The sequence below is a fragment of the Oceanimonas sp. MB9 genome, assembly GCF_011319775.1.
In the GTDB taxonomy this organism is placed as follows: domain Bacteria; phylum Pseudomonadota; class Gammaproteobacteria; order Enterobacterales; family Aeromonadaceae; genus Oceanimonas; species Oceanimonas doudoroffii.
Map to the genome: position 1 here is coordinate 19386 of NZ_VFBE01000005.1, position 22661 is coordinate 42046.

General features: G+C 61.2%; 21 protein-coding genes. 18 read left to right on the plus strand and 3 right to left on the minus strand.

Annotation, left to right across the window (positions count from 1 at the left end):
- Window positions 1–7: 7 nt before the first annotated feature.
- The 4 genes from tuf (at window position 8) to OJHNALOF_RS03425 (ending at window position 2643) form a co-directional block, all read left to right on the plus strand.
- Entirely contained in the window at window positions 8–1192 is a 1185-nt protein-coding gene (gene tuf / locus OJHNALOF_RS03410) for an elongation factor Tu (protein WP_165661168.1), read from the plus strand.
- A 147-nt stretch (window positions 1193–1339) separates the two neighbouring features.
- Complete coding sequence (locus tag OJHNALOF_RS03415) at window positions 1340–1765, plus strand: TIGR01244 family sulfur transferase (RefSeq protein ID WP_165661169.1); 426 nt, start codon at window positions 1340–1342, stop codon at window positions 1763–1765.
- 103 nt (window positions 1766–1868) lie between these two features.
- Window positions 1869–2060, plus strand: a complete 192-nt coding sequence (locus OJHNALOF_RS03420; RefSeq protein WP_094200490.1) for a (2Fe-2S)-binding protein — start codon at window positions 1869–1871, stop codon at window positions 2058–2060.
- Window positions 2061–2181: 121 nt separating this feature from the next.
- A complete protein-coding gene (locus OJHNALOF_RS03425; protein ID WP_094200489.1) occupies window positions 2182–2643 on the plus strand; it encodes a methylglyoxal synthase in 462 nt (153 codons plus the stop codon).
- 9 nt (window positions 2644–2652) lie between these two features.
- On the opposite strand, the gene OJHNALOF_RS03430 is transcribed toward OJHNALOF_RS03425, so the two are convergent.
- Window positions 2653–3225: a superinfection exclusion B family protein gene (locus OJHNALOF_RS03430; RefSeq protein ID WP_094200488.1), complete on the minus strand. Its 573-nt coding sequence runs from the start codon at window positions 3223–3225 to the stop codon at window positions 2653–2655.
- A gap of 246 nt (window positions 3226–3471) precedes the next feature.
- Between OJHNALOF_RS03430 and OJHNALOF_RS03435 the strand changes: the two genes are divergently transcribed.
- A complete protein-coding gene (locus OJHNALOF_RS03435; RefSeq protein ID WP_165661170.1) occupies window positions 3472–3903 on the plus strand; it encodes a heme-binding protein in 432 nt (143 codons plus the stop codon).
- Window positions 3904–4075: 172 nt separating this feature from the next.
- Window positions 4076–4696 (plus strand): TetR/AcrR family transcriptional regulator, encoded by a 621-nt coding sequence (locus OJHNALOF_RS03440; protein WP_094200486.1) that lies wholly within the window; start codon window positions 4076–4078, stop codon window positions 4694–4696.
- A 3-nt stretch (window positions 4697–4699) separates the two neighbouring features.
- On the opposite strand, the gene OJHNALOF_RS03445 is transcribed toward OJHNALOF_RS03440, so the two are convergent.
- Window positions 4700–6082, minus strand: a complete 1383-nt coding sequence (locus tag OJHNALOF_RS03445; protein ID WP_165661171.1) for an MFS transporter — start codon at window positions 6080–6082, stop codon at window positions 4700–4702.
- A gap of 223 nt (window positions 6083–6305) precedes the next feature.
- On the opposite strand from OJHNALOF_RS03445, the gene xdhA reads away from it, so the two are divergent.
- From xdhA to OJHNALOF_RS03485, 8 genes are all read left to right on the plus strand, one after another.
- Window positions 6306–7751: a xanthine dehydrogenase small subunit gene (gene xdhA, locus OJHNALOF_RS03450; RefSeq protein WP_165661172.1), complete on the plus strand. Its 1446-nt coding sequence runs from the start codon at window positions 6306–6308 to the stop codon at window positions 7749–7751.
- Window positions 7744–10143 (plus strand): xanthine dehydrogenase molybdopterin binding subunit, encoded by a 2400-nt coding sequence (gene xdhB, locus OJHNALOF_RS03455; RefSeq protein ID WP_165661173.1) that lies wholly within the window; start codon window positions 7744–7746, stop codon window positions 10141–10143. The genes xdhA and xdhB overlap by 8 nt, the downstream gene beginning before the upstream one ends.
- Before the next feature lie 53 nt (window positions 10144–10196).
- Window positions 10197–11024, plus strand: coding sequence for a xanthine dehydrogenase accessory protein XdhC (xdhC, locus tag OJHNALOF_RS03460; RefSeq protein WP_165661174.1), 828 nt, complete (start codon window positions 10197–10199; stop codon window positions 11022–11024).
- 29 nt (window positions 11025–11053) lie between these two features.
- On the plus strand, window positions 11054–12367 hold the full coding sequence (guaD, locus tag OJHNALOF_RS03465) for a guanine deaminase (RefSeq protein WP_165661175.1): 1314 nt from the start codon (window positions 11054–11056) through the stop codon (window positions 12365–12367).
- Window positions 12368–12567: 200 nt separating this feature from the next.
- The gene (locus OJHNALOF_RS03470; protein WP_094200481.1) at window positions 12568–13302 is read left to right on the plus strand and encodes a GntR family transcriptional regulator; all 735 of its coding nucleotides are present in this window, start codon (window positions 12568–12570) and stop codon (window positions 13300–13302) included.
- Window positions 13303–13545: 243 nt separating this feature from the next.
- Window positions 13546–13941, plus strand: coding sequence for a nuclear transport factor 2 family protein (locus tag OJHNALOF_RS03475; RefSeq protein ID WP_094200480.1), 396 nt, complete (start codon window positions 13546–13548; stop codon window positions 13939–13941).
- A 38-nt stretch (window positions 13942–13979) separates the two neighbouring features.
- Window positions 13980–15404 carry an FAD-binding oxidoreductase gene (locus OJHNALOF_RS03480; protein ID WP_094200479.1) on the plus strand — a complete coding sequence of 475 codons (1425 nt, stop codon included), beginning with the start codon at window positions 13980–13982 and terminating at the stop codon, window positions 15402–15404.
- 122 nt (window positions 15405–15526) lie between these two features.
- Window positions 15527–16993, plus strand: a complete 1467-nt coding sequence (locus tag OJHNALOF_RS03485) for a PLP-dependent aminotransferase family protein (protein WP_094200478.1) — start codon at window positions 15527–15529, stop codon at window positions 16991–16993.
- Window positions 16994–17049: 56 nt separating this feature from the next.
- On the opposite strand, the gene OJHNALOF_RS03490 is transcribed toward OJHNALOF_RS03485, so the two are convergent.
- Window positions 17050–18090, minus strand: coding sequence for a YeiH family protein (locus OJHNALOF_RS03490; protein ID WP_094200477.1), 1041 nt, complete (start codon window positions 18088–18090; stop codon window positions 17050–17052).
- 131 nt (window positions 18091–18221) lie between these two features.
- On the opposite strand from OJHNALOF_RS03490, the gene OJHNALOF_RS03495 reads away from it, so the two are divergent.
- The 4 genes from OJHNALOF_RS03495 to OJHNALOF_RS03510 all read left to right on the plus strand — a co-directional run bounded on the left by OJHNALOF_RS03495 (window position 18222) and on the right by OJHNALOF_RS03510 (window position 22549).
- Complete coding sequence (locus tag OJHNALOF_RS03495) at window positions 18222–19118, plus strand: LysR substrate-binding domain-containing protein (RefSeq protein WP_094200476.1); 897 nt, start codon at window positions 18222–18224, stop codon at window positions 19116–19118.
- A gap of 258 nt (window positions 19119–19376) precedes the next feature.
- On the plus strand, window positions 19377–21140 hold the full coding sequence (gene xsc / locus OJHNALOF_RS03500; RefSeq protein WP_094200475.1) for a sulfoacetaldehyde acetyltransferase: 1764 nt from the start codon (window positions 19377–19379) through the stop codon (window positions 21138–21140).
- Window positions 21141–21271: 131 nt separating this feature from the next.
- Complete coding sequence (locus OJHNALOF_RS03505; RefSeq protein WP_165661176.1) at window positions 21272–22240, plus strand: bifunctional enoyl-CoA hydratase/phosphate acetyltransferase; 969 nt, start codon at window positions 21272–21274, stop codon at window positions 22238–22240.
- Window positions 22241–22255: 15 nt separating this feature from the next.
- Window positions 22256–22549 (plus strand): DUF6506 family protein, encoded by a 294-nt coding sequence (locus tag OJHNALOF_RS03510; RefSeq protein WP_165661177.1) that lies wholly within the window; start codon window positions 22256–22258, stop codon window positions 22547–22549.
- The last annotated feature ends 112 nt before the right edge of the window (window positions 22550–22661 follow it).

The window sequence follows — 22661 nt, forward strand, 5'->3', positions numbered from 1 at the left end:
CTAGTCCGTGTCTAAAGAAAAATTTGAACGTACGAAACCGCACGTTAACGTTGGTACCATCGGCCACGTTGACCACGGTAAAACCACTCTGACCGCTGCCATCACCAACGTGCTGGCCAAGCAGTTCGGCGGTGCCGCTCGCGCCTTCGACCAGATCGATAACGCTCCGGAAGAAAAGGCCCGTGGTATCACCATCGCCGCTTCTCACGTTGAGTACGACACCGAAACTCGTCACTACGCTCACGTTGACTGCCCCGGCCACGCCGACTACGTGAAAAACATGATCACCGGTGCTGCCCAGATGGACGGCGCGATCCTGGTAGTTGCCGCCACCGACGGCCCCATGCCGCAAACCCGTGAGCACATCCTGCTGGCCCGCCAGGTAGGCGTACCTTACATCGTTGTGTTCATGAACAAGTGTGACATGGTTGACGATGAAGAGCTGCTCGAGCTGGTAGAAATGGAAGTGCGTGAGCTGCTGTCCGAGTACGACTTCCCGGGCGACGACATTCCGGTTATCCAGGGCTCCGCTCTGAAGGGCCTGGAAGGCGACGCTCAGTGGGAACCGAAGATTCTGGAACTGGCCGCTGCCCTGGATTCCTACATCCCCGAGCCCGAGCGTGCCGTTGACGGTGCCTTCCTGCTGCCGATCGAAGACGTATTCTCCATCCAGGGCCGTGGTACCGTTGTTACCGGTCGTGTAGAGCGTGGTATCGTTCGCGTTGGTGAAGAAGTGGAAATCGTTGGTATCAAAGACACCACCAAGACCACCTGTACCGGCGTTGAAATGTTCCGCAAGCTGCTGGACGAAGGCCGTGCCGGTGAGAACGTTGGTGTTCTGCTGCGTGGTACCAAGCGTGAAGACGTTGAGCGTGGTCAGGTTCTGGCCAAGCCGGGCTCCATCACCCCGCACACCGACTTCGAATCCGAAGTATACGTACTGTCCAAAGACGAAGGCGGCCGTCACACTCCGTTCTTCAAGGGCTACCGTCCGCAGTTCTACTTCCGTACCACTGACGTGACCGGTACCATCGAACTGCCGGAAGGCGTTGAAATGGTAATGCCTGGCGACAACATCAAGATGGTTGTAAGCCTGATCGCTCCCATCGCGATGGAAGACGGTCTGCGCTTCGCTATCCGTGAAGGTGGCCGCACCGTAGGCGCCGGCGTTGTAGCCAAGATCATCAAGTAATTGATGACTGGCGCAACCCGCGCTGTAAAAAAGGAGGCTTCGGCCTCCTTTTTTCGTTTATGGCTTGCGTGCAGTCCTTTACGTTAGTAGCTTCTAATCTAAAGGCCTGCGGGCAGTCCGCGCCGAACACAGCATGAGGAAGCCAGCATGGATATCAAGCCGGTCACAGCGAATTTTGCGGTGGCGGATCAGGTGACCACCGAGGATTTGCCCCGGTTACAGGCCCTGGGCTACCGCACCCTGATCTGCAACCGCCCCGACGGTGAAGCCGCCGGCCAGCCGGCGGCCGAGGCACTGGCCGAGCAGGCGAGGGCCCGTGGCTTTGCCTGGGAGTGGATACCTATCAGCTCCGGTCAGTTTACCGAGGGCGCCATTGCGCGTTTTGACCAGGCACTGCAGGCACACCCGCAACCGGCGCTGGCATTTTGCCGCAGCGGCACGCGTTCCATCACCCTGTGGGCGCTGTCACAGGCTTCCCGTCAGCCGGTGGCCAAGCTGCTGCAGCAGTGCGCCGCCGCCGGCTATGATATGTCGGCCCAAGTCGATGCCCTTGCCGCCAGGCAGCGAAACTGAACCCGGCAAAAACGCCGTGATCGACGTCGTTTTTTTCAACAAAATTGACTTGCACTGATAACTGATATCATTTAGATTTGTCCTGAGAGCGGAGGACATTTCCATGTATGTGTGTTTGTGCAAGGGTATTACAGAGCGCCAGCTGAAAGAGGCCATCGCCGAGGGTCATAGCGAGTTTATGGATCTCAAGCGCGAGCTGGGTGTGGGTGCCCAGTGTGGCAAGTGCATACCCGTGGCCCTGGCCATTCTGGCCGAGGAGACCGCCAAAAACGCCGTCTATTACGAGGTGGCCTGAGTCCGGAGCTCACGATCATTGAAAAAGCCCCCGAAAGGGGGCTTTTTGTGTTTTGCAGGGCTGCTTATTTGAGGCAGCTTTGGCTACCATGGGGGCAGTTATCATTAAGGATGCCGTAGCCATGAAAGAGACGCAACGAACCCTTTCCGCCCGCAAGAACGTGGCCCTGGTGGCCCACGATCACAAGAAATCCCAGTTACTGGACTGGGTATCCACCCACGCCGAGGCGCTGCGCCCCCACCGCCTGTATGCCACCGGCACCACCGGCACCATGCTCGGTCGTCGGGTCGGGCTGCCGGTCGAGTGCCTGCTGTCGGGCCCCATGGGCGGCGATCAGCAACTGGGCGCCCTGATCGCCGAGGGCAAGATCGACGTGCTGATTTTCTTCTGGGATCCGCTCAACGCCGTACCTCATGATCCGGACGTCAAGGCGTTGTTGCGGCTGGCCTCGGTATGGAATATTCCGGTAGCCACCAATGCCGCCACCGCCGACATGCTGATTAACAGCGCTCAGATGAGCGCCGACTTCAGCATTTGCATTCCCGATTATGAAGGTTACCTGAAGGAAAGAACCGGCGACTGAAGTGCCGGCTCAGCCCCGGCCCAGCTGCCTGCTGGCATAGCGGGGTCGGTTGCTCATGATCTGACTTTTTTGCTCGTCGGTCATGCTGGCCGGGTTCAGTCCCAGCACGCGAAAGGTGAGCAGCGGCCTGGCCTCCAGGGTTACCATCAGTGGCCGAATCCCCTGCAGGACGGTGTCGCCGGGCTCGCCATAGGCATGGCTGAGAATACCCTGCTGCAACAGATTTTTGACGGCGGGCTCGGTTACCGGCAGTTTTATGACGTTTCTGCGCTGAATGACGAACTCCCGCAGCACCGCCTTTTCACTGGCGTCCAGATAATCCAGCAGTTCCTTCAGCAGCTTTTGTCGGGTCAGCCGTTGCTTTCGGTAAAACACGTGCTGAAACAGCATGATGGCCGCGATGGACAAAAAGTAGGTGGCCGACAGTACCATCATCAGCACAAACAGCAGGCGGTAATCTGCCAGCCAGGTACCCAGGGCGCCTGCAAACAGCCGCTCGGGCAGCAGGGTGATCATCAGGCAGCTGAGCATCAACCAGCACATCAACCAGTTCAGCGTGGAAACCTGTCGCAACTCCGGCATTGTTCGTCTCTCCGAGGAAGGGCCAGGCAGGCCCGAAAGTCCATGGCACAGTTCAGGCAAAATATGTGCCACTGAGGCCACACTGAGGGAATGTTAACACCGAGCGCAGGATGGTGGGAAAGGTAATAAGATAATTATCTTTATATTAAACGTATACAAAAATCTGTTAACTTTGTCCCGGTTTTATGTTTTATTAGGGCCCAGTTGGTAATACTTTAGTATGGCTAGACAGGGAGTCATTAAGTAATGAATACAGTTTCACTTGAACAGGCACTGGTGATCATTCAGGGCGCACTGAACCGGGCGAAGGAAGTCTCGGCCGCGCCGCTGACCGTGGCTGTGCTGGACAATGCAGGCGTATTGGTGGCCCTGCAGCGGCAGGACGATTCCAGTCTGATGCGCCCCGATATCGCCATTGCCAAAGCCTGGGGCTCCATCGCCCTGGGACGCAGCTCTCGCGGGCTGGCGGAAATGGCCGCAGCCCGGCCGGGCTTTATGCAGTCACTCAATACCCTGGGCGAAGGCAAAATTCTGCCGGCGCCGGGCGGGGTACTTATTCGTGATGAAAACAAGCGCATCATCGGCGCCGTCGGCATTACCGGCGATCTGTCCGATGTGGATGAAGCCTGCGCGGTAGCCGGCGTCGAGCATGCCGGCCTGCAGGCGGATTGCAGCTGAGGGAGCTGGCTCCCCGCTGGGATAACATGTTGTTTTGGTCGAGGGGTAACCTTGGTTACTCTTTTTTCACGCTCACCTTGTGGTGGGCGTTTTTTTTATGAATTTTTACCGTATTCCGGTATGGTTGGCAAAAACAAAGCCCGCATTTTGTGGACGGAGCCAAAAAATAACTATGTCACGGATAAGAGCAAGGAACGAAGAGAAGATTATTCGCGCAGCCAGCCGGGTGTTTGCCGAGCACGGCTATGCCGCCACCAAGACCGCCGATATCGCCGAGTTGGCGCAGTTGCCCAAGCCCAATATCTACTATTACTTTGGCAGCAAGGAAAACCTGTACCGGGCCGTGCTGGAAAGCGTCACCGAACCGTTGCTGGCGGCCTCGGCGCCCTTTGAAGAACATCAGGATCCGCTGACGGCGCTGACCGCCTACATTCGCGCCAAGCTGCTCATCTCCCGGGATTACCCCTATGCCTCCAAGGTGTTCGCCAGCGAGATCATGCACGGTGCTCCCCACCTGCCGGAAGACATCATTCAACGCCTGAGCGGCCAGACCCGTTTTCTAAGCGAGCGCCTGAGTCAGTGGATGGAGCAGGGGCTGATGGCCCGGCTGGAGCCCAAGCACCTGCTGTTTGCCATCTGGGCATCCACCCAGACCTACGCCGACTTCAACTGGCAGATCACCATGGCCCTGGGCAAGGACGAGCTCGACGAGACCGACTTTGATCAGGCCGCCGAGGTGATCACCCGCATGGTGATCGAAGGCTGCCGGGTCAGCCCCCTGGCCGAAGCCTGACAGTCAGCCCGAGGGGTTCTTGGCCTGGTTGCCCAGCTCCCGGTCGGGCATGATAAAACCCAGCAGCAGACATCCCAAGCCATAGCCGGCCAGTGACAGGTAGACCGGCGCCGACCAGTCGGCCTGTTGCTGCTGATACTGCCAGCCCAGCCAGATCACTCCCAGGGTGCCGCCCAGCGAGCGGCAGAAGTTCATCAGCGCCAGCCCAGCCCCCAGCTGGCTGGCGGGCAGGGCGTTCTGCACCGCGATGGAGCAGGCCACGATCAGAAAGCCGATGCCCACGCCGGCGGCAATTAAACCACCATACAGCCAGAGGCCGCTCAGGCCATGGTTCACCAATCCCCACAGCAGGCCACAGCCCAGTCCCAGCAGCAGGCCACCGGCCCAGGGAAAGGGACGGCAGTAGCCCACATGGGCAATGCGCTTGCCGCTGACAAAGGTGCCGGCGGTGACACTTAGAATAAACCACAGCAATACTCGGCTGGTGTCTTCCGGCCGCTGCCCCTGCTGCTCCAGCGCCAGGGGCAGATACACCAGCAATCCCAACCGCACCGCTTCCGACAAGGCCAGCAGCAGCACTGCCATGGCCATCAGCCGTTCCCTCAGCAGCCGCAACGGCAGCACGGGGTGAGGATGCCGCCACTGCTGCACCAGCAGCAACAGGCTGAGCAGCAGGGCCGAACCGATCAGGAGCGGCTGCCACGGCGCCAGTGCCGGCAGCAGCTCGGCGGTGTTGGTGGACAGTCCCCAGGCCACCCCCGCCAGCACCAGCAGCACCATGCCGGTGTGGTCGGGCCTGCTGCGGGTACCCCTGTGTCCCAGGCCCTGCAGTGCCCACCAGCACAGCCCCATGGCGAGTACGCCCAGGGGCAGCTTGAACAGAAACAGCCAGCGCCAGTCAAAGCGGGCAATCAGGGCGGCGCCCAGCAGCGGCCCGGCCACGCTGGATACCGCGAACAGGGTGGAGATCAGTCCCTGATAGCGGCCCACCTGACGAGGCGGTATTACATCGGCAATCACCGCAAACGACAGTGCAATCAGGCCACCGCCACCGAGACCGGTGAGTAACCGGGTGGCCAACAGCTGCGCCAGGCTGTCGGCCAGGACACTGGTCATCGAACCCAATATAAAGAGGGCAATGGCCGTCAGCAGGCAGGGCAGGCGGCCGAAACGATCGCTCAGCCGGCCATATACCGGCATGGTCAGGGTCATGGTGAACAGATAGCCGCTGACCAGCAGCGGCGCCAGGGCTGGGGCGTCAAAGGTGCGCCCCAGGCTGGAAATGGCCGGCATCAGCAGGGTGATTTCCAGCGCGCCCAGCATGATGGCCAGGGCTACACCGGCAAAGACCCGGTGTGCCTGCCGGTCTGGGGATGTCTCAAACATGATAAACAGGGCTCCCACTACACTTAAAGAAAACAGGCCGGGCCTTTCATGGCTTGCCCGAAACCGTCGTGCCAACAGGCAGTTAACTATGAAGTGGCGGGCATCGGCAACTTGGGTGTAAAATAATTGTTGACCCGTGAGTCAGATTTTAATTTAATTAGATGTGAAGATATTAACAACTCATTTGTTCGGCCAGGCGCCAGAACCCTGAAGGAGGCAAGCCGTGATCACCTTTCTGTTAAATCAGGAGCTGCGACAGGAGCAGGACCTGTCCCCCAATATGACGGTGCTCAATTATCTGCGCACCCGCGTTGGCAAGACCGGCACCAAGGAAGGCTGCGGCTCCGGTGACTGCGGCGCCTGCACCGTGGTGCTGGGCGAGCGTGACGGTGACCGCATGCGTTATCGCTCGGTCAACTCTTGCCTGACCTTTGTGTCGGCACTGCACGGCAAGCAACTGCTCACCGTGGAAGATCTCAAGTCCAAGGATGGCCGCCTGCACCCGGTGCAACAGGCCATGGTCGACTTTCACGGCTCCCAGTGCGGCTTCTGCACCCCGGGCTTTATCATGTCGATGTTTGCGCTGAGCAAGAACAAGCCGGCGGCCGGACAGCACGACATCTTTGAGGCCCTGGCCGGCAACCTGTGCCGCTGTACCGGCTATCGCCCCATAGTGGACGCCGCCAAGGCCATTGCCGAACAACCGCAACTGGCCGATGACTTTTCCCGCTACGAGCAGCAGCTGGTGGAGCAACTGGCGCAAATTGAGACCGACACCCTGGTGACCCTGAGCGGTGACGACAAGGTGTGCTTCTCGCCCACCAGCAGCGCCGAACTGGCCACCCTGCTGGAGCAGCACCCGGATGCCCGGCTGCTGGCCGGCGGCACCGATCTGGCGCTGGAAGTGACCCAGTTCCACCGCGAGCTGCCCACCATGATTTATGTGGGCAATGTGGCCGACATGAAAACCCTGGAAGAGACCGACGATGGCCTGGTGATTGGTGCCGCCCGCTCCTTGAGTGACAGCTACGAGGCGCTGAACCGCTACTATCCCGACTTCGGTGAGCTGCTGCACCGCTTTGCGTCCCTGCAAATCCGTAACCAGGGCACTCTTGGGGGTAACGTCGGCAACGCCTCGCCCATCGGCGATGCGCCGCCGGTACTGATTGCGCTGAACGCCACCCTGGTGTTGCGCAAGGGTGAGCGCGTGCGCGAACTGCCGGTGGAAGACTACTTCCTCAGCTACAAGGTGACGGCCCAGGAGCAGGGCGAGTTTATCGAGCGCATTATCGTGCCCAAGCCCGCCGCCAATCAGCACTTCAGGGTGTACAAGCTGTCCAAACGGATAGACGACGACATTTCCGCGGTGTGTGGTGCCTTCAACCTGATCATCGAGAGTGGCACCGTCACCGACGCCCGCATCGGCTTTGGCGGCATGGCCGCCACTCCCAAGCGGGCCTCCGGCTGTGAACAGGCGCTGCTGGGCCAAAGCTGGAACATGGCCACGGTCAAGGCCGCCATGAAGGCCCTGGAAGCCGACTTTGAGCCGCTGTCGGATTTTCGTGCCAGCAAGGAATACCGCACTCGCACCGCAGCCAACCTGCTGTACAAGTGCTTTATCGAGCAACAGGATCTGAAACTGGAAACCAGGGTGACGTCTTATGTCTAACAAACCGCAGAACACGCTCACCATCGATGAAATGATGGCGAAGATGAAACAGGAACTGCAAACCGGCGTGGGCAAGAGCGTGCCCCACGACAGCGCCGCCCGGCAGGTATCCGGTGAAGCCCAGTACATTGACGATCGGCTGGAATTCCCCAATCAGTTGCATGTGTATGCCCGGCTGTCCGACAAGGCCCATGCCCGCATCACCAAACTGGACGTGAGCCCCTGTTACCAGTTCCCCGGCGTGGCCATTGCCATTACCGCCGAAGACGTGCCCGGCGAGCTCGACATCGGCCCGGTGCTGGCCGGCGATCCGCTGCTGGCCGATGGCAAGGTGGAATATTACGGCCAGCCGGTGCTGGCGGTAGCCGCCAATGATCTGGAAACTGCACGCAAGGCGGCCATGGCGGCCATTGTGGAATACGAAGAGCTGCCGGCGGTGCTGTCGGTGGAAGAGGCCCTGGAAAAAGAGCTGTTTGTGACCGAAAGCCACAAGCAGCAGCGGGGCGACTCCGCCGCCGGCCTGAAAAAGGCCAAGAACGTGATCGAGGGCAGCCTGCATATCGGCGGTCAGGAGCATTTTTATCTGGAAACCCAGATAAGCTCCGTGGTGCCCACCGAAGACGGCGGCATGATGGTGTTTACCTCCAGCCAGAACCCCACCGAGGTTCAGAAGCTGGTGGCCAGTGTGCTGGGCGTGCCCATGAACAAGGTGGTGATCGACATGCGCCGCATGGGTGGCGGCTTCGGCGGCAAGGAAACCCAGGCCGCCGGCCCTGCCTGCATGGCTGCCGTGGTGGCCCGTCTCACCGGTCGCCCGGCCAAGATGCGGCTGCCGCGCATGGAAGACATGATCATGACCGGCAAGCGCCATCCCTTCTACAACCAGTACAAAATCGGCTTTGATGATCATGGCCGCATTCAGGCGGCAGAAATCACCGTGGCCGGTAACTGCGGTTATTCGCCGGATCTGTCATCGTCCATTGTCGATCGGGCCATGTTCCATTCCGACAATGCCTACTACCTGGGCGATGCCACCGTGATCGGCCATCGCTGCAAGACCAACACCGCATCCAACACTGCCTATCGCGGCTTTGGCGGCCCTCAGGGCATGATGACCATAGAGCACGTGATGGACGAAATCGCCTCACACCTTGGCAAGGATCCCCTGGAGATCCGCAAGATTAACTTCTATGGCAAGGCCGAGCGCAACGTCACCCATTACCATCAGCCGGTGGAGCACAACATCATTCACGAGCTGGTGGCGGATCTGGAGTTGTCGTCGGAATACGCCAAGCGCCGCGAGGAAATTCGTACCTTCAACGCCAACAGTCCCATCCTGAAGAGAGGGATTGCCATCACGCCGGTGAAGTTCGGTATTTCCTTTACCGCCACCTTCCTCAACCAGGCCGGTGCACTGATCCACGTCTACACCGACGGCAGTATTCACCTCAACCATGGTGGCACCGAGATGGGGCAGGGCCTCAACATCAAGGTGGCCCAGGTGGTGGCGGAAGAGTTCCAGGTGGACATCGATCGCATTCAGATCACCGCCACCAACACCGACAAGGTGCCCAACACCTCACCCACCGCGGCGTCGAGTGGTGCCGATCTGAACGGCAAGGCGGCCCAGAATGCGGCCCAGACCATCAAGCAGCGACTGATTGACTGGGCGGCGGGCCACTTCCAGGTCAGCCCGGAAGAAGTGGTGTTCAAGAACAACTTTGTGCAGATTCGCCACACCCTGATGTCGTTTCAGGAGTTCGTGCAGCTGGCCTACTTCAACCAGGTATCGCTGTCGAGCACCGGGTTCTACAAGACCCCGAAGATCTACTACGATCACGCCACCGGCTCGGGCCGCCCGTTCTACTACTTTGCCTATGGCGCCGCCTGTTCGGAAGTGGTAGTGGATACCCTCACCGGCGAATACAAGCTGCTGCGCACCGACATTCTGCACGACGTGGGTGACTCCCTGAACCCGGCCATCGACATCGGTCAGGTGGAAGGTGCCTTTATTCAGGGTGCCGGCTGGCTGACCACCGAGGAGCTGGTATGGAACGAGCAGGGCCGGCTGATGACCAGTGGCCCCGCCAGCTACAAGATTCCGGCGGTGGCCGACATGCCGACGGAATTCCGCGTCAAGCTGGTGGAAAACCGCAAGAACCCGGAAGACACCGTGTTCCACTCCAAGGCCGTGGGCGAGCCGCCCTTCATGCTGGGCATGGCGGTGTGGTGTGCGCTGAAAGACGCCGTGGCCAGCGTGTCCGGTTACCTGCGTTACCCCCACATCGACGCGCCGGCCACGCCCGAGCGGGTGCTGTGGGCGGTGGAGCAAATGCGAGGGCTGGTGGAGCAGGAAGAGGCCGCTGCCACTGACGCGGTTTCCATCAAGTAACCGGCCGGCAATCTGCATACCAGAGGGGCGGTGCGCCGCCCCGGGAGCGACACATGTTCAAGGACAACTGGATTCGAACCCTGGCCGAGCTGGAGCAGCGGGGCGAACCTTGCGTCATGGTCACCGTGGTGGAGCACAAGGGCTCCACCCCCCGTGACAGCGGTACCAAGATGCTGGTGACCGGTGAGGGCTGTTATGCCACCATCGGCGGCGGGCACCTGGAATACAAGGCGCTGGAGCTGGCACGGCAAATGCTGGCCGGTGGCGAACAGCACATGCGCATCGAGCGCTTCAACCTGGGCGCCAGCCTGGGCCAGTGCTGCGGCGGCATGGCCACCATCATGCTGGAGCCGGTGGTGCGGCCGCGTCATCACCTGGTGCTGTTCGGCGCCGGCCATGTGGCCAAGGCGCTGGTACATGTACTGGCGACGCTGCCGTTTCGCATTACCTGGGTGGACTCACGGGCCGAGGAGTTTCCCGCCGAGCTGCCCGAAGGGGTGACCGCCCTGGTCAGCGAGGATCCGGTGGACGAGGTGGATGATCAGCCAACCGGCAGTTACTACCTGGTGATGACCCACAACCACCAGCTGGATCTTGAACTGTGCGCCCGCATTCTCAAGCGCAAGGATGCCCGCTATTTCGGCGTGATCGGCTCGCGCACCAAGCGTAAGCGCTTTGATTACCGGCTGAAGGAGCGGGGCTTTGACGACGCCGCCCTGGCCGGCATGATCTGCCCCATCGGCCTGCCCGAGGTGGCTGGCAAACACCCGGCGGAGATCGCCGTGTCGGTGGCCGGTCAGCTGATCGCCGCCTATCAGGCCGGTGACGCGGCCGCCATTGCTGAGGCGAGCCCCGCCGCCACTCAGGCCGAGCACGCCTGATTTTATTGATTTCAAGGAGACGCGCAGAGATGACGCAACCCGTAGCCTACCGCGCCGCCATTTTGTACAGCCTGGGTGACCCGGCCAGGGTCGGCCTCGATGATTCCTTCGTCTGGCACGAAGATGGTGTGCTGGTGGTGGCCGACGGCCATGTTCAGGATGTGGGACCGGCACCGGAAGTGCTGGACCGGCTGCCCGCCGGTACGCAAGTGATTGCGCTGGAAAATCGGCTGATCACGCCGGGCTTTATCGATACCCATATTCATTTTCCCCAGACCGAGATGATCGCTTCATACGGCGACCAGCTGCTCGACTGGCTCAATAATTACACCTTTCCGGAGGAGCGCAAGTTTGCCGAGCCGGCCCACGCCGCCCGTGTGGCCGGGCTGTTTCTCGACGAGCTGCTGCGCAACGGCACCACTACCGCCATGGTGTTCGGTACCGTGCACCCGCAGGCGGTGGATGCCTTTTTCACCGAATCGTCCCGGCGCAATACCCGCATGATCGCCGGCAAGGTGATGATGGACCGCCACGCCCCCGACTACCTGCTGGACACCCCAGAATCGTCCTACGCCGACAGCAAGGCGCTGATCGAGCGTTGGCACAAGAACGGACGCCAGCTCTATGCGGTAACGCCGCGCTTCGCCCCGACCAGCACCGCCGAGCAGCTGACCGTGGCCGGCCGGCTGATGAGCGAGTATGACGATCTCTACATGCAGACCCACCTGTCGGAAAACAAGCAGGAGATCGAATGGGTCAAGTCGCTGTTCCCCGAACAAAAGGGTTACCTGGACGTCTATGACCACTTCGGCCTGCTCGGCGAGCGCTCGGTGTTTGCCCATGCGGTACACCTGGAGCAGGAAGAGAGCGAGCGCATGGGGGAAACGGACTCGGTGATTTCCTTTTGCCCGACTTCCAACCTGTTCCTGGGCTCCGGCCTGTTCGACCTGACCTCGGCCGAGCAACACCGCATTCGCGTGGGCCTGGGCACCGACGTGGGCGCCGGCACCAGCTTTTCGATGCTGCAGACCATCAACGAAGCCTACAAGATTCAGCAGCTGCAGCAGCAGAAGCTGCATCCGCTCAAGGCCTTTTACCTGGCTACCCTCGGCGGGGCCGAGTCGCTGCGCCTGGACGACCGGCTGGGCAACCTGCAGCCGGGCAAGGAGGCCGACTTCCTGGTGATCGACCTGCACGCGACTCCGCTGATGAAAGCACGTATACAAAATGCGCAGACTTTGTTTGAAAAGCTGTTTGTGCTGATGATGCTGGGCGATGACAGGGCCATTGCCGAAACCCATGTTTACGGCGAATGCCGGCATAGACGGGATGTCGCCAACTAGCGCATACGGGTGATTCGAGCACGAAAAAACGCCCGGGCCGGGCGTTTTTTGTGTTCAGTCACAGACTTGGACATTGCGGCTGTCGTAACGGCAAAAACCGCGTTAGATTGTATACGTGTAATGTAACAATTTTTTAACTGATAATGGTGGAGACGGCATGCCAATGCCGCCGAGCCAGGATCGCAAACGGAAACCAAAGCATGAGTTCACTCAGTCAACTGGAGCCAAGACCTGTCAAGTCGAGCTCAAACACCCAGGACGATATCGTCTACGAGCATATCTTTGACGCCATTCTGGAGCAACGCCTGGCGCCCGGCACCAAGCTCAGCGAGGAAGCCTTGGGAGACATCTTCGGGGTCAGCCGCACCATTATTCGGCGCGCCCTGCTGCGCCTGTCTCATGAACAGGTGGTGATCATTCGTCCCAACCGGGGCGCCGTGGTGGCCGCACCCAGCGTTGAAGAAGCCCGGCAGATCTTTGCCGCCCGCCGCGTGGTGGAGCTGGCGGTTACCGAGCTGGCGGTGCAGAACGCCACACCCGAGAGCCTGGCCCGCATGCGCGCCATGGTCAAGGAAGAGCAGGACGCCTTTGCCCGGGGCGACCGGGGCAGCGGCATTCGCCTGTCCGGTGAATTTCACCTGGAGCTGGCGCACATGGCCAATAATACGCCGCTGCTCAACTTTCAGCGCAGCGTGGTGTCCCAGACCTCGTTGATTATTGCCCAGTACGAAGTCGGTCATCAGGCCCATTGCTCTTTTAATGAGCACGAAATCCTGTTGAATGCCATTGAGTCCGGCGACAAGGACACGGCCATGCAACAAATGACCGAGCACCTGAATCACATCGAAGCCAAGCTCAATCTGGACGGCGACTCCGCCTCCACCGACCTGCACGTGGTGTTTTCCGGCGTCGCCAAAAAGCGCCGCGGTCGCTGATCTCTCATATCGTGTATCTGGGGTGGCACTCCACCCCGGCCTTGCCGTATTCCTCTTTCCTTTCTCTCTCTTTGCCCTTTTCCTGCCGTCATTCTTTCTCGTGATGGAGGGTGGTCCAAGCCGACACGGACAACTGGCGCTACCGGCCTCGCCCCCTTTCCCCCTAATGTTATGAGCATGTAAACGGCCCGACGTCGTCGGGTCAGGGTTCATCGCCACTTCAATGGCCAAGGGAGAATTGATATGTCCACCGAAAACCAGAAAACCATCGCCCTGCTGGAGCAGCTGTTCGCCGCCTTTAACCGCCACGATATCGACGGTGTCATGGCCTGCATGACCGATGATGTTGTGTTTGAAGGCGCCGCCGGCCCCGATGCCCACGGCAACCGTTTTGAGGGCGCCGATGCCGTTGCCGCCGCCTTTATCAATGTATGGACCAGCATGCCGGATGTGCAGTGGAACAACACCAGCCACTTTGCGGTAGGCGATCGGGGCGTGTCTCAGTGGACCTTCTGTGCCACTACGCCGGACGGCCGTCGCATTGAGGCCGACGGCGTGGATCTGTTCACCCTCAAGGGCGGCAAGCTGGCGCTGAAACAGGCCTTCCGCAAGGATCGTCCACTGCTGGATCCGCGCTAAGCCACGGCAGCCACACTCAGTTAACGGGAATCACAAATATGGATATGGTCAACAACACTCGGGCGGATTACCGCCAGCCGGCACAGGCCGACACCGTGCTGGATCGTTACGATCCCGGCTATGATCCCCTGGTGGCGCCCAACCCCGGCCGGGGTCAGCAGTACGCCCCCACCTACTGGGTTGCCACTGCCGGCACACCGCCGGAGGATGATGGTCCCGTAACCGCTGACATGGATGTCGACGTGGTGATTATCGGCAGCGGCTTTACCGGCCTGTCTGCGGCCCTGCACCTGGCTCGGGATCACGGCATCAAGGCTACCATTCTCGAGGCCAACCAGGTCAGCTGGGGCTGCACCAGCCGCAACGGCGGCCAGGCCCAGAATGCCTCGGGCCGCTTGACCCGCTCCCAGTGGGTCAAGCGTTGGGGGCTGAGCACCGCGCGTAAAATGCACGAAGAAGTGCGGGAAGGCTTTGACACCTTCAAGGGCCTGATTCGGGACGGCAATATCGACTGCGATCCCCAGGATGGCGGCCACCTTTATATTGCCCACCGCGACAAGGCGATGCGCAAGCTGGAAGCGGAAGCCAAGGTGCTGCGCGAGCAGTTCGGCTATGAAACCGAGATGCTCGACAAGGCCACCCTCAGCCGCAACTACGTCAACGAGGCCGAGGCGGTGGGTGCCATGCACGAGCCCGACGGCATCGGTGTGCACCCGCTCAAGCTGGCGCACGGCTATCACCGCTGGGCCCGCAGCCTGGGTGTGACCATACATCCCTCCAGTCCGGTGCTGGGCTGGGAAACCATCAATGGTGTGCACCACATCAAGACCCCGGGCGGCACGGTGCGCGCACGGGCGGTGGGCGTGGCTACCGGGGGCTACACCTCCCAGGGCCTGCACGGCAGCCTGAACAGCAAGATCATGCCAATACTGTCCAACTCCCTGGTAACCCGGCCGCTGACCGAGCAGGAGCTGGATGCCTGTAACTTCAGGACCAACGAGGTGATCACCGACACCCGTACCCTGCGTTACTACTATCGCAAGCTGCCCGACAACCGCGTGCAGATCGGCAGCCGCAGCTCCATTACCGGGGCCGATGCCAGCAACCCCAAGCACCTGCAAATGCTGATTGACGGCCTGCATCGCAAGTTTCCGCCGCTCACCGGCATTCAGATCGACTACTCCTGGTGGGGCTGGGTGGACGTCAGCCACGACATGATGCCGCGCATCTATCAGCCCGATGACAAGGAGCAGATCTACTATGCCCTGGGCTACGGCGGCAACGGTGTCATGTTCTCGGCCCATGCCGGCCGGCGCATGGCCCAGCGCATTGCCGGCATTCAGGAAGGTTTTGAGCTGCCCATTTACAACTCGCCGCTGCCGGGGCATTTGTTTGCGCCCTTCCGCCGCCTGGGCCAGCGCATGCTCTATCACTGGTACCATTTGCGTGACGAGCATCTGTAAATTTGCATTTGATTGTTAACAAGGGTTTTACTTTTTTGCCCTCTGAGTTACAAGGTTCGACTCAGAGGGCGTAGTGCGTGGTTTCGCCATAGAATTCAACTCACTGAAAGGTAAGCCTTTTCATGTTTCAGCTGTTCCACCTTTCCACGGAAAAAAACACCAGCCTGCAGCAGCAGCTGCGCGAACAAATCGCCGCCGCCATTCTTAACGGCAACATTCCCGTCGACAGCCCGCTGCCGTCCAGCCGCAAGCTGGCCAAGCAGCTCAGCATTGCCCGCAATACCGTGGTGTTGGCCTATGAGCACCTGCTCGACGACGGCTACCTGCTGGCCAGGGAGCGCAGCGGATATTTTGTGAACCCGGAGATATTGTCAAAGCGCCCGGAGCTGCCCGAAGCCAAGGCGCCCACCACAGCGGGCACGCCGCCGGACTGGAGCCGTAAACTCAAGGTGCGCCCCAGCGACCAGCACAATATCAGCAAGCCCAGAGACTGGCAGAAATACCCTTATTCCTTTATCTACGGCCAGTTCGATCCCAGCCTGTTCCCCAGCAACAACTGGCGTGAGTGCTGTCGCGACGCGGTGAGCATTCCCGCCATTCGCGACTGGGCGTCCGACAGCTTTGACAACGATGATCCCCTGCTGATCGAGCAGATCCGGACCCGGCTGTTGCCCCGGCGCGGCGTCTGGGCCTCAGCGGACCAGATCCTGGTGACGGTAGGGGCCCAGCAGGCCCTCTATCTGCTGGCCAAGTTGCTGCTCGACAAGGACAGCACCATCGGCATTGAGGATCCGGGGTATGTCGACATTCGCAATATCGCCACCATGAACCCCTCAAAGGTTCGCCCGCTGCCGGTGGATGAGCAGGGACTGATCGTCGATGAGCGGTTGTCCGGCTGTGACCTGGTGTACACCACTCCCAGCCACCAGTGCCCGACCACGGTGACCATGCCCCTGGAGCGGCGCTTTGAATTGCTGAAGCAGGCCAGCGAGCAGGACTTTCTGATCATCGAGGACGATTACGAAAGCGAGACCAACTTCAAGACCAATCCCACGCCGGCGTTAAAGAGCCTGGACAAGAACGACCGGGTGCTCTATGTGGGCAGCCTGTCCAAGACCCTGGCACCGGGACTCCGGCTGGGCTATTTGGTGGGGCCGGCGGAGCTGATTCGCGAGGCCCGCGCCCTGCGCCGGCTGATGCTGCGCCACCCGGCCGCCAACAACCAGCGCTCGGTGGCACTGTTTCTGGAGCGGGGCTATCACGACGCCCTGATCATGAACCTGGCCCGGGCTTACGAAGAACGCTGGCGGGAGATGGGCGCGGCGCTAGACGAGTTGTTGCCCAGCTCCAGCCGCCAACCCGGCTTTGGCGGCTCCTGCTACTGGGTGCAGGGCCCCGAAGGTCTCGACAGCCGCATATTGCGCAAGGAGGCGGCGGACAGGGGCATACTGATCGAGCCCGGCGACATCCATTTTCAGGGTGAAACAGTGCCGCTCAATTATTTTCGGCTGGGCTATTCCTCCATTGCCGCCGAGCGTATACGTCCCGGCATCGAAGCCCTGGTGGCACTGATCAAGGACATGACCTGACAAAAAGGCCCCGCCAGTGCGGGGCCTTGTTCGCCAGGGGAATAACGGGGGCGGGGTTACCCCATCAGCAGCAGATAGGCGATAACCAGCAGGGCGATAAAGGCGGTCTCCAGCACCACCAGCAGCACCGGCTTCCAGCCCACCGAGAGAATGTCCTTGAGCTGGGTGCGCACGCCCAGGGCGGCGATGGCGGTGAGCAGCAGCCAGGATGAGCTGTTGGCCAGGGGGGCGCTCAGATCCTGCGGAATCCAGCCCAGGCTGTTGAGTACAAACAGGACCACGAAGCCGATCAGAAACCCGGGAATGGCCACGCGGCTGCCGCCGCCGGCCTGACCCTGCTTGCTGGCGGCACGGCGGATCAGAATGCCGATGGTCATCACGATGGGCACCAGCATGGCCACCCGCAGCAGCTTGACGAAGGTACTGAGGTCACCCACCTCGGCCGACATGCTGTAGCCGGCGCCCACCACCTGGGCCACGTCATGAATGGTGGCGCCGATAAAGAGGCCGGCTTCCTGATCCGACAGCCCCAGGGCTTCGCTGATCATGGGGTAGAAGATCATCGCCAGGGTGCTGAGGGTGGTGACGCTGATCACGGTAAACAGGGTGTCGCGCTTGGCCTGCTCGCTCTGGGGCAGCACGCTGCTGATGGCCATGGCCGCCGAGGCGCCGCAAATGGCCACCGAGCCGCCGGTAAGGGTGCCAAACTCCTTTGAAAAGCCCAGCCAGCGGGCCATGACCACGCCAAAGCAGATGGTCAGCACCACCGCGGAGCACACCATCAGCATGGGCTGCCAACCCAGCGTGAGCACGTCGCCAAAGGTGATGCGCAGGCCCAGCAGGGCCACGCCCAGGCGCAGCAGGGTCTTGGCCGACAGCTCCAGGCCCGGGGCACATTGGGGTTCATGACTGAGAAAATTGAATGCCAGCCCCAGCAGCAGGGCCATCAGCATGGCGGGGGCACCGTAGTGCTGAGACAGAAAGCTGGCGGCAATGCCGATGGTGGCGGCCACGCAGATGCCGGGAAAATAACGTTTGCGGATTTCCTCGATGCGCTGCACCAGGCCCAGAACCGGGGAATGAGTGTCGGCGGCCATGGCCCCTCCGTAATCAAGAATGAATGTTGCTTTAATGTTATTGACGGACCAGGCCGGCGAGCCAATGCCGTTTTCGGCCAGGGCGATTACTTTTTTGCATAGGTGTGAATTCCAACAACAAGGACAACGTCATGGAAACCAAGTGGCTGCATGATTTTATCGCACTGAGCGAGCAGGGCAGCTTTTCACGGGCGGCGGAAAGCCGCTTTGTGACCCAGCCCGCCTTCAGCCGGCGTATTCGCTCGCTGGAAAACTGGCTGGGGGTGGCGCTGGTGTGCCGCAATCGCTATCCGCTGGAGCTGACCCCCGCCGGCGAGGCCTTTCTGGAGCAGGCGCGCCAGTTGTTGGCCCAGATTTATGGAGTACGCAGCCAGCTGCGCCAAAGCCAGCAGCACACGCCGGGGTTGAGCCTGATCACCCAGCCGGCGCTGGCGGTGACCTTTTTTCCCGCCTGGCTGCACCGGTTGCGGCCGGCCCTGGGCGAGGGCCTGGTGCGGCTCAACACCGGCCATTACCACGAAGCCATGGAGCAGTTCATGGCCGGGGCGGTGGACTTTTTGCTGTGCTTTTCCGGCCCCGACGGCGCCGAGGCACCGCAGCGACCGGACGTGGAGCGGCTGTGCCTGGGCCGGGATCGGCTGGTGCTGGTGGCGGCCACCGATGCGCAGGGGACACCGCTGTTCCGGCTGGAAGAACAGCGGCCGCTGCCCCTGCTGCTCTATCCCAGGGATGCCTTTCTCGGTGCCCTGGTGCAGCAGCAGTGCCTGCCGGCCCTGGGGGAGTTGCCCTGGCGACCGGTGTGTGAAAACGCCCTGGGAGAAGGGCTCAAGGCCCAGCTGCTGCAGGGTGAGGGTGCGGCCTTTCTGCCGGAAAGCCTGGTACGTGATGAACTTGCCAGCGGCCGGGTGGCACTACTGCCGGGCGTGCGCGCCCTGAATCTCGACATTGAACTGTGCCGGTTGGGTGCCCCCCGTTCCGAACTGGCCGCCCGTTTCTGGCAACAAAGCGCCTTGCTGGCCAGCGGCTGAACCGGCCTGGCCCCATTTTTTAACGCTGGCGTAACATGGTTGGCAAATCTGGCCCTATGTTACCCGGCCCCCCCTTCCTAAGCTGTTCCCCAAGCGAGTGACCTCGGGCTCTTGTCAGCCAGCGTTGTTCACCCGTCATTCATAACGAGAACAACAAACGCAAACCTGTTTGAACAGAAAACGGATTATTTGACTCAACCCAACCCAGGAGATGGCGACAGGCCGCCACCGACGGGAAACAGCAAAAGGAAGACAGCTATGCCACGTATGACTCCCAGTGAAGCTTTGGTCGAAACCCTGGCGGCCAACGGTGTTACCGATGTGTTCGGTATCATGGGCTCGGCCTTTATGGATGCCATGGACATTTTTGCCCCGGCCGGCATTCGCCTGATCCCTACCGTGCACGAGCAGGGCGCCGGCCACATGGCCGACGGTTATGCCCGGGTCAGTGGCCGTCACGGCGTCTGTATCGCCCAGAACGGCCCCGGCATCACCAACTTCGTGACCGCCATCGCCGCGGCCTACTGGGCCCACAGCCCGGTGGTGTGCATTACCCCGGAAACCGGCTCCATGACTCAGGGTCTGGGCGGCTTTCAGGAAGCGCAGCAGCTGCCCTTCTTTGAAACCATCACCAAGTACCAGGGCCACGTGGCCAACCCGGCGCGCATGGCCGAGTTCACCGCCCGCTGTTTCGACCGTGCCATGCTCGACAACGGTCCGACCCAGCTCAACATTCCCCGGGACTTCTTCTACGGCGACATCAATGTAGAAATTCCCGAGCCGATCCGCATTGAGCGTGGCGCCGGTGGTGAGCAGAGCCTGCAACAGGCCGCCGCCCTGCTGGCCGAAGCCCAGTTCCCGGTGATCATCTCCGGTGGCGGTGTGGTCATGGCCGACGCGGTGGAAGAGTGCAAGGCGCTGGCCGAGTACCTGGGTGCCCCCGTGGTCAACAGCTACCTGCATAACGACTCTTTCCCCGCCAGCCACCCGCTGTGGTGTGGTCCCCTGGGCTATCAGGGCTCCAAGGCCGGCATGAAGCTGCTGTCCCGCGCCGACGTGGTACTGGCGCTGGGCACCCGTCTTGGTCCGTTCGGCACCCTGCCGCAGCACGGTCTGGACTACTGGCCGAAGGAAGCCAAGATCATTCAGGTGGACTGCGACGCCAAGATGCTGGGTCTGGTGAAGAAGATCTCCGTGGGCGTGTGCGGCGATGCCAAGGCCGCTGCCGTGACCATTCTGGATCGCTTGCAGAACCTCAACGTTTCCTGCCTGGAAAACAAGGGTGCCCGCGCCACCGAAATCGCCTCCGAGAAGCAGGCCTGGGAAGCCGAACTGGACCAGTGGATCCACGAGAAAGACGATTATTCCCTCGACATGATCGCCGAGCAGTCGGAAGAACAAGGCAGCTACCTGCACCCCCGTCAGGTACTGCGTGAGCTGGAAAAGGCCATGCCCGAGAACGTGATGGTGTCTACCGATATCGGCAACATCAACTCCGTGGCCAACAGCTACCTGCGCTTTGAAAAGCCGCGCTCCTTCTTTGCCGCCATGAGCTTCGGCAACTGCGGTTATGCCCTGCCCACCATTATCGGTGCCAAGACCGCCGCACCCGAGCGCCCGGCCGTGTCCTACGCCGGTGACGGCGCCTGGGGCATGTCGATGATGGAAATCATGACCTGCGTACGGGAAAACATTCCGGTGACCTCCATCGTGTTCCACAACCGCCAGTGGGGCGCCGAGAAGAAGAACCAGGTCGACTTCTACAACCGCCGCTTTGTGGCCGGCGATCTGGAAAACCCGAGCTTTGCCGACATCGCCCGTGCCATGGGGGCCGAGGGTGTGACCGTCGACAAGCTGGAAGACGTGGGCCCGGCGCTGCAAACCGCCATCACCCGCCAGATGGAAGAAGGCAAGACCACCGTTATTGAAATCATGTGTACCCGCGAGCTGGGCGACCCCTTCCGTCGTGACGCCCTGTCCAAGCCGGTGCGCCACCTGGATAAGTACAAAGACTATTGCTGACAGGTACGGCTGCTCGCGAGAGCAGCCCTTTTACCCGGCCGCGCGCGGCCGGGTCTTTTCAACAGCCAACCCAATCCCGTTTGCCAAGCGGTATTCGGTTGTCTACTGGCCGTCATCAAAGGGAATCAGTGATGCTTAATACCAATCCAAAGGAGTGCCCCGCCCACCTGCTGGCGCAGGCCCGGCAATACGCGGCCGTGACCACTGTGGTGATCAATCCGGTCAATCAGGTGTCCCTGGCCAGTGCTCGCATGGCACAGGATGAGGGGTTGATCGAACCCATCCTGGTAGGCGATGAAAGCCGTATTCGTCATGAGGCCGAAACCCTGGGCTGGGATCTGGCCGGCGTGCGGCTGGTGCATGCCGCCGATGAAGCGGCGGCGGCCCAGGCCGGCGTGGCCCTGGTCAGCCAGGGCGAGGCCGACGCCATCATGAAGGGCCATGTGCACACCGACGTGCTGCTGCGGGCGGTGCTTAACCGTGCCGCCGGGCTGCGCACCGACAGCCGCCTGAGCCATGTGTTCTATATGACGGTGCCGGGCAGCTGCAAGGCGTTGTGCATTACCGATGCGGTGATCAATGTGCAGCCCGGGGTACTCGACAAGCTGCATATCGCCCGCAATGCCATTGAGTTTTTACATGCCCTGGGCTGCGACGAGCCCAAGGTGGCCGTGTTGTCGGGCACCGAAGAAGTAAGCAGAAGCATGCCGTCGAGCCAGGACGCCGCCGAGCTGGTCAAGCTGGCGGCCATGGGCGCGCTGCCCGGTGCCGTGGTGGAAGGGCCGCTGGCCTTTGACAATGCCGTATCCCGGGAGGCCGCGGCGATCAAGGGCATCGCCGGCAGGGTGCCCGGCGAGGCGGATATTCTGCTGGTACCCAACCTGGAGTCGGGCAACTTTCTGTTCAAGCAGATGGTGTATTTCATGGGGGCCACCGCCGCCGGCCTGGTGCTGGGGGCCAGAGTGCCGATCATCCTCACCTCCCGCGCCGATCCGCCCGAGGCCAGGCTGGCGTCCTGTGCCCTGGCCAGCATCGTCCATCACAACCGCCAGACCCCGGTTGCGGCCCGTGCCGCCGCGGCGGAACGCGTGACCGCCTGAACAAGGAGACCCGATATGACCCTCAGCCGTTACGGATTTATCGTCAAGGCCGCCGATCTGGAGCTGTTCAAGCATCATGGCCGCATCAAGAGCGACGCCTTTGATCTGGCGGTGTCCGGTGTCAGCACCCTGGACGAAGCCATTATGGCCGCCCAGGAAATGCTGACCCGCCGCATCGAACTGATCGAGCTGTGCGGCGGCTTCACCGCCGAAGAAGAAGCGGCGATCCGCGCCGCGATCAATGATCATGTGCCCCTGGGGCGCGCGACCCATCGTCCGGAGGATCAAGGCCGGATCCACTGGGGCTGATCCTTTTTAATACGTACTTATACTCACTCCTTTTTAACCGGGCTCAGGCCCGGTTCTTTTGTTTGCAAGACTGGGTAGCAAAAGCAGGGTAAAACCGACATCGGTGTCATTG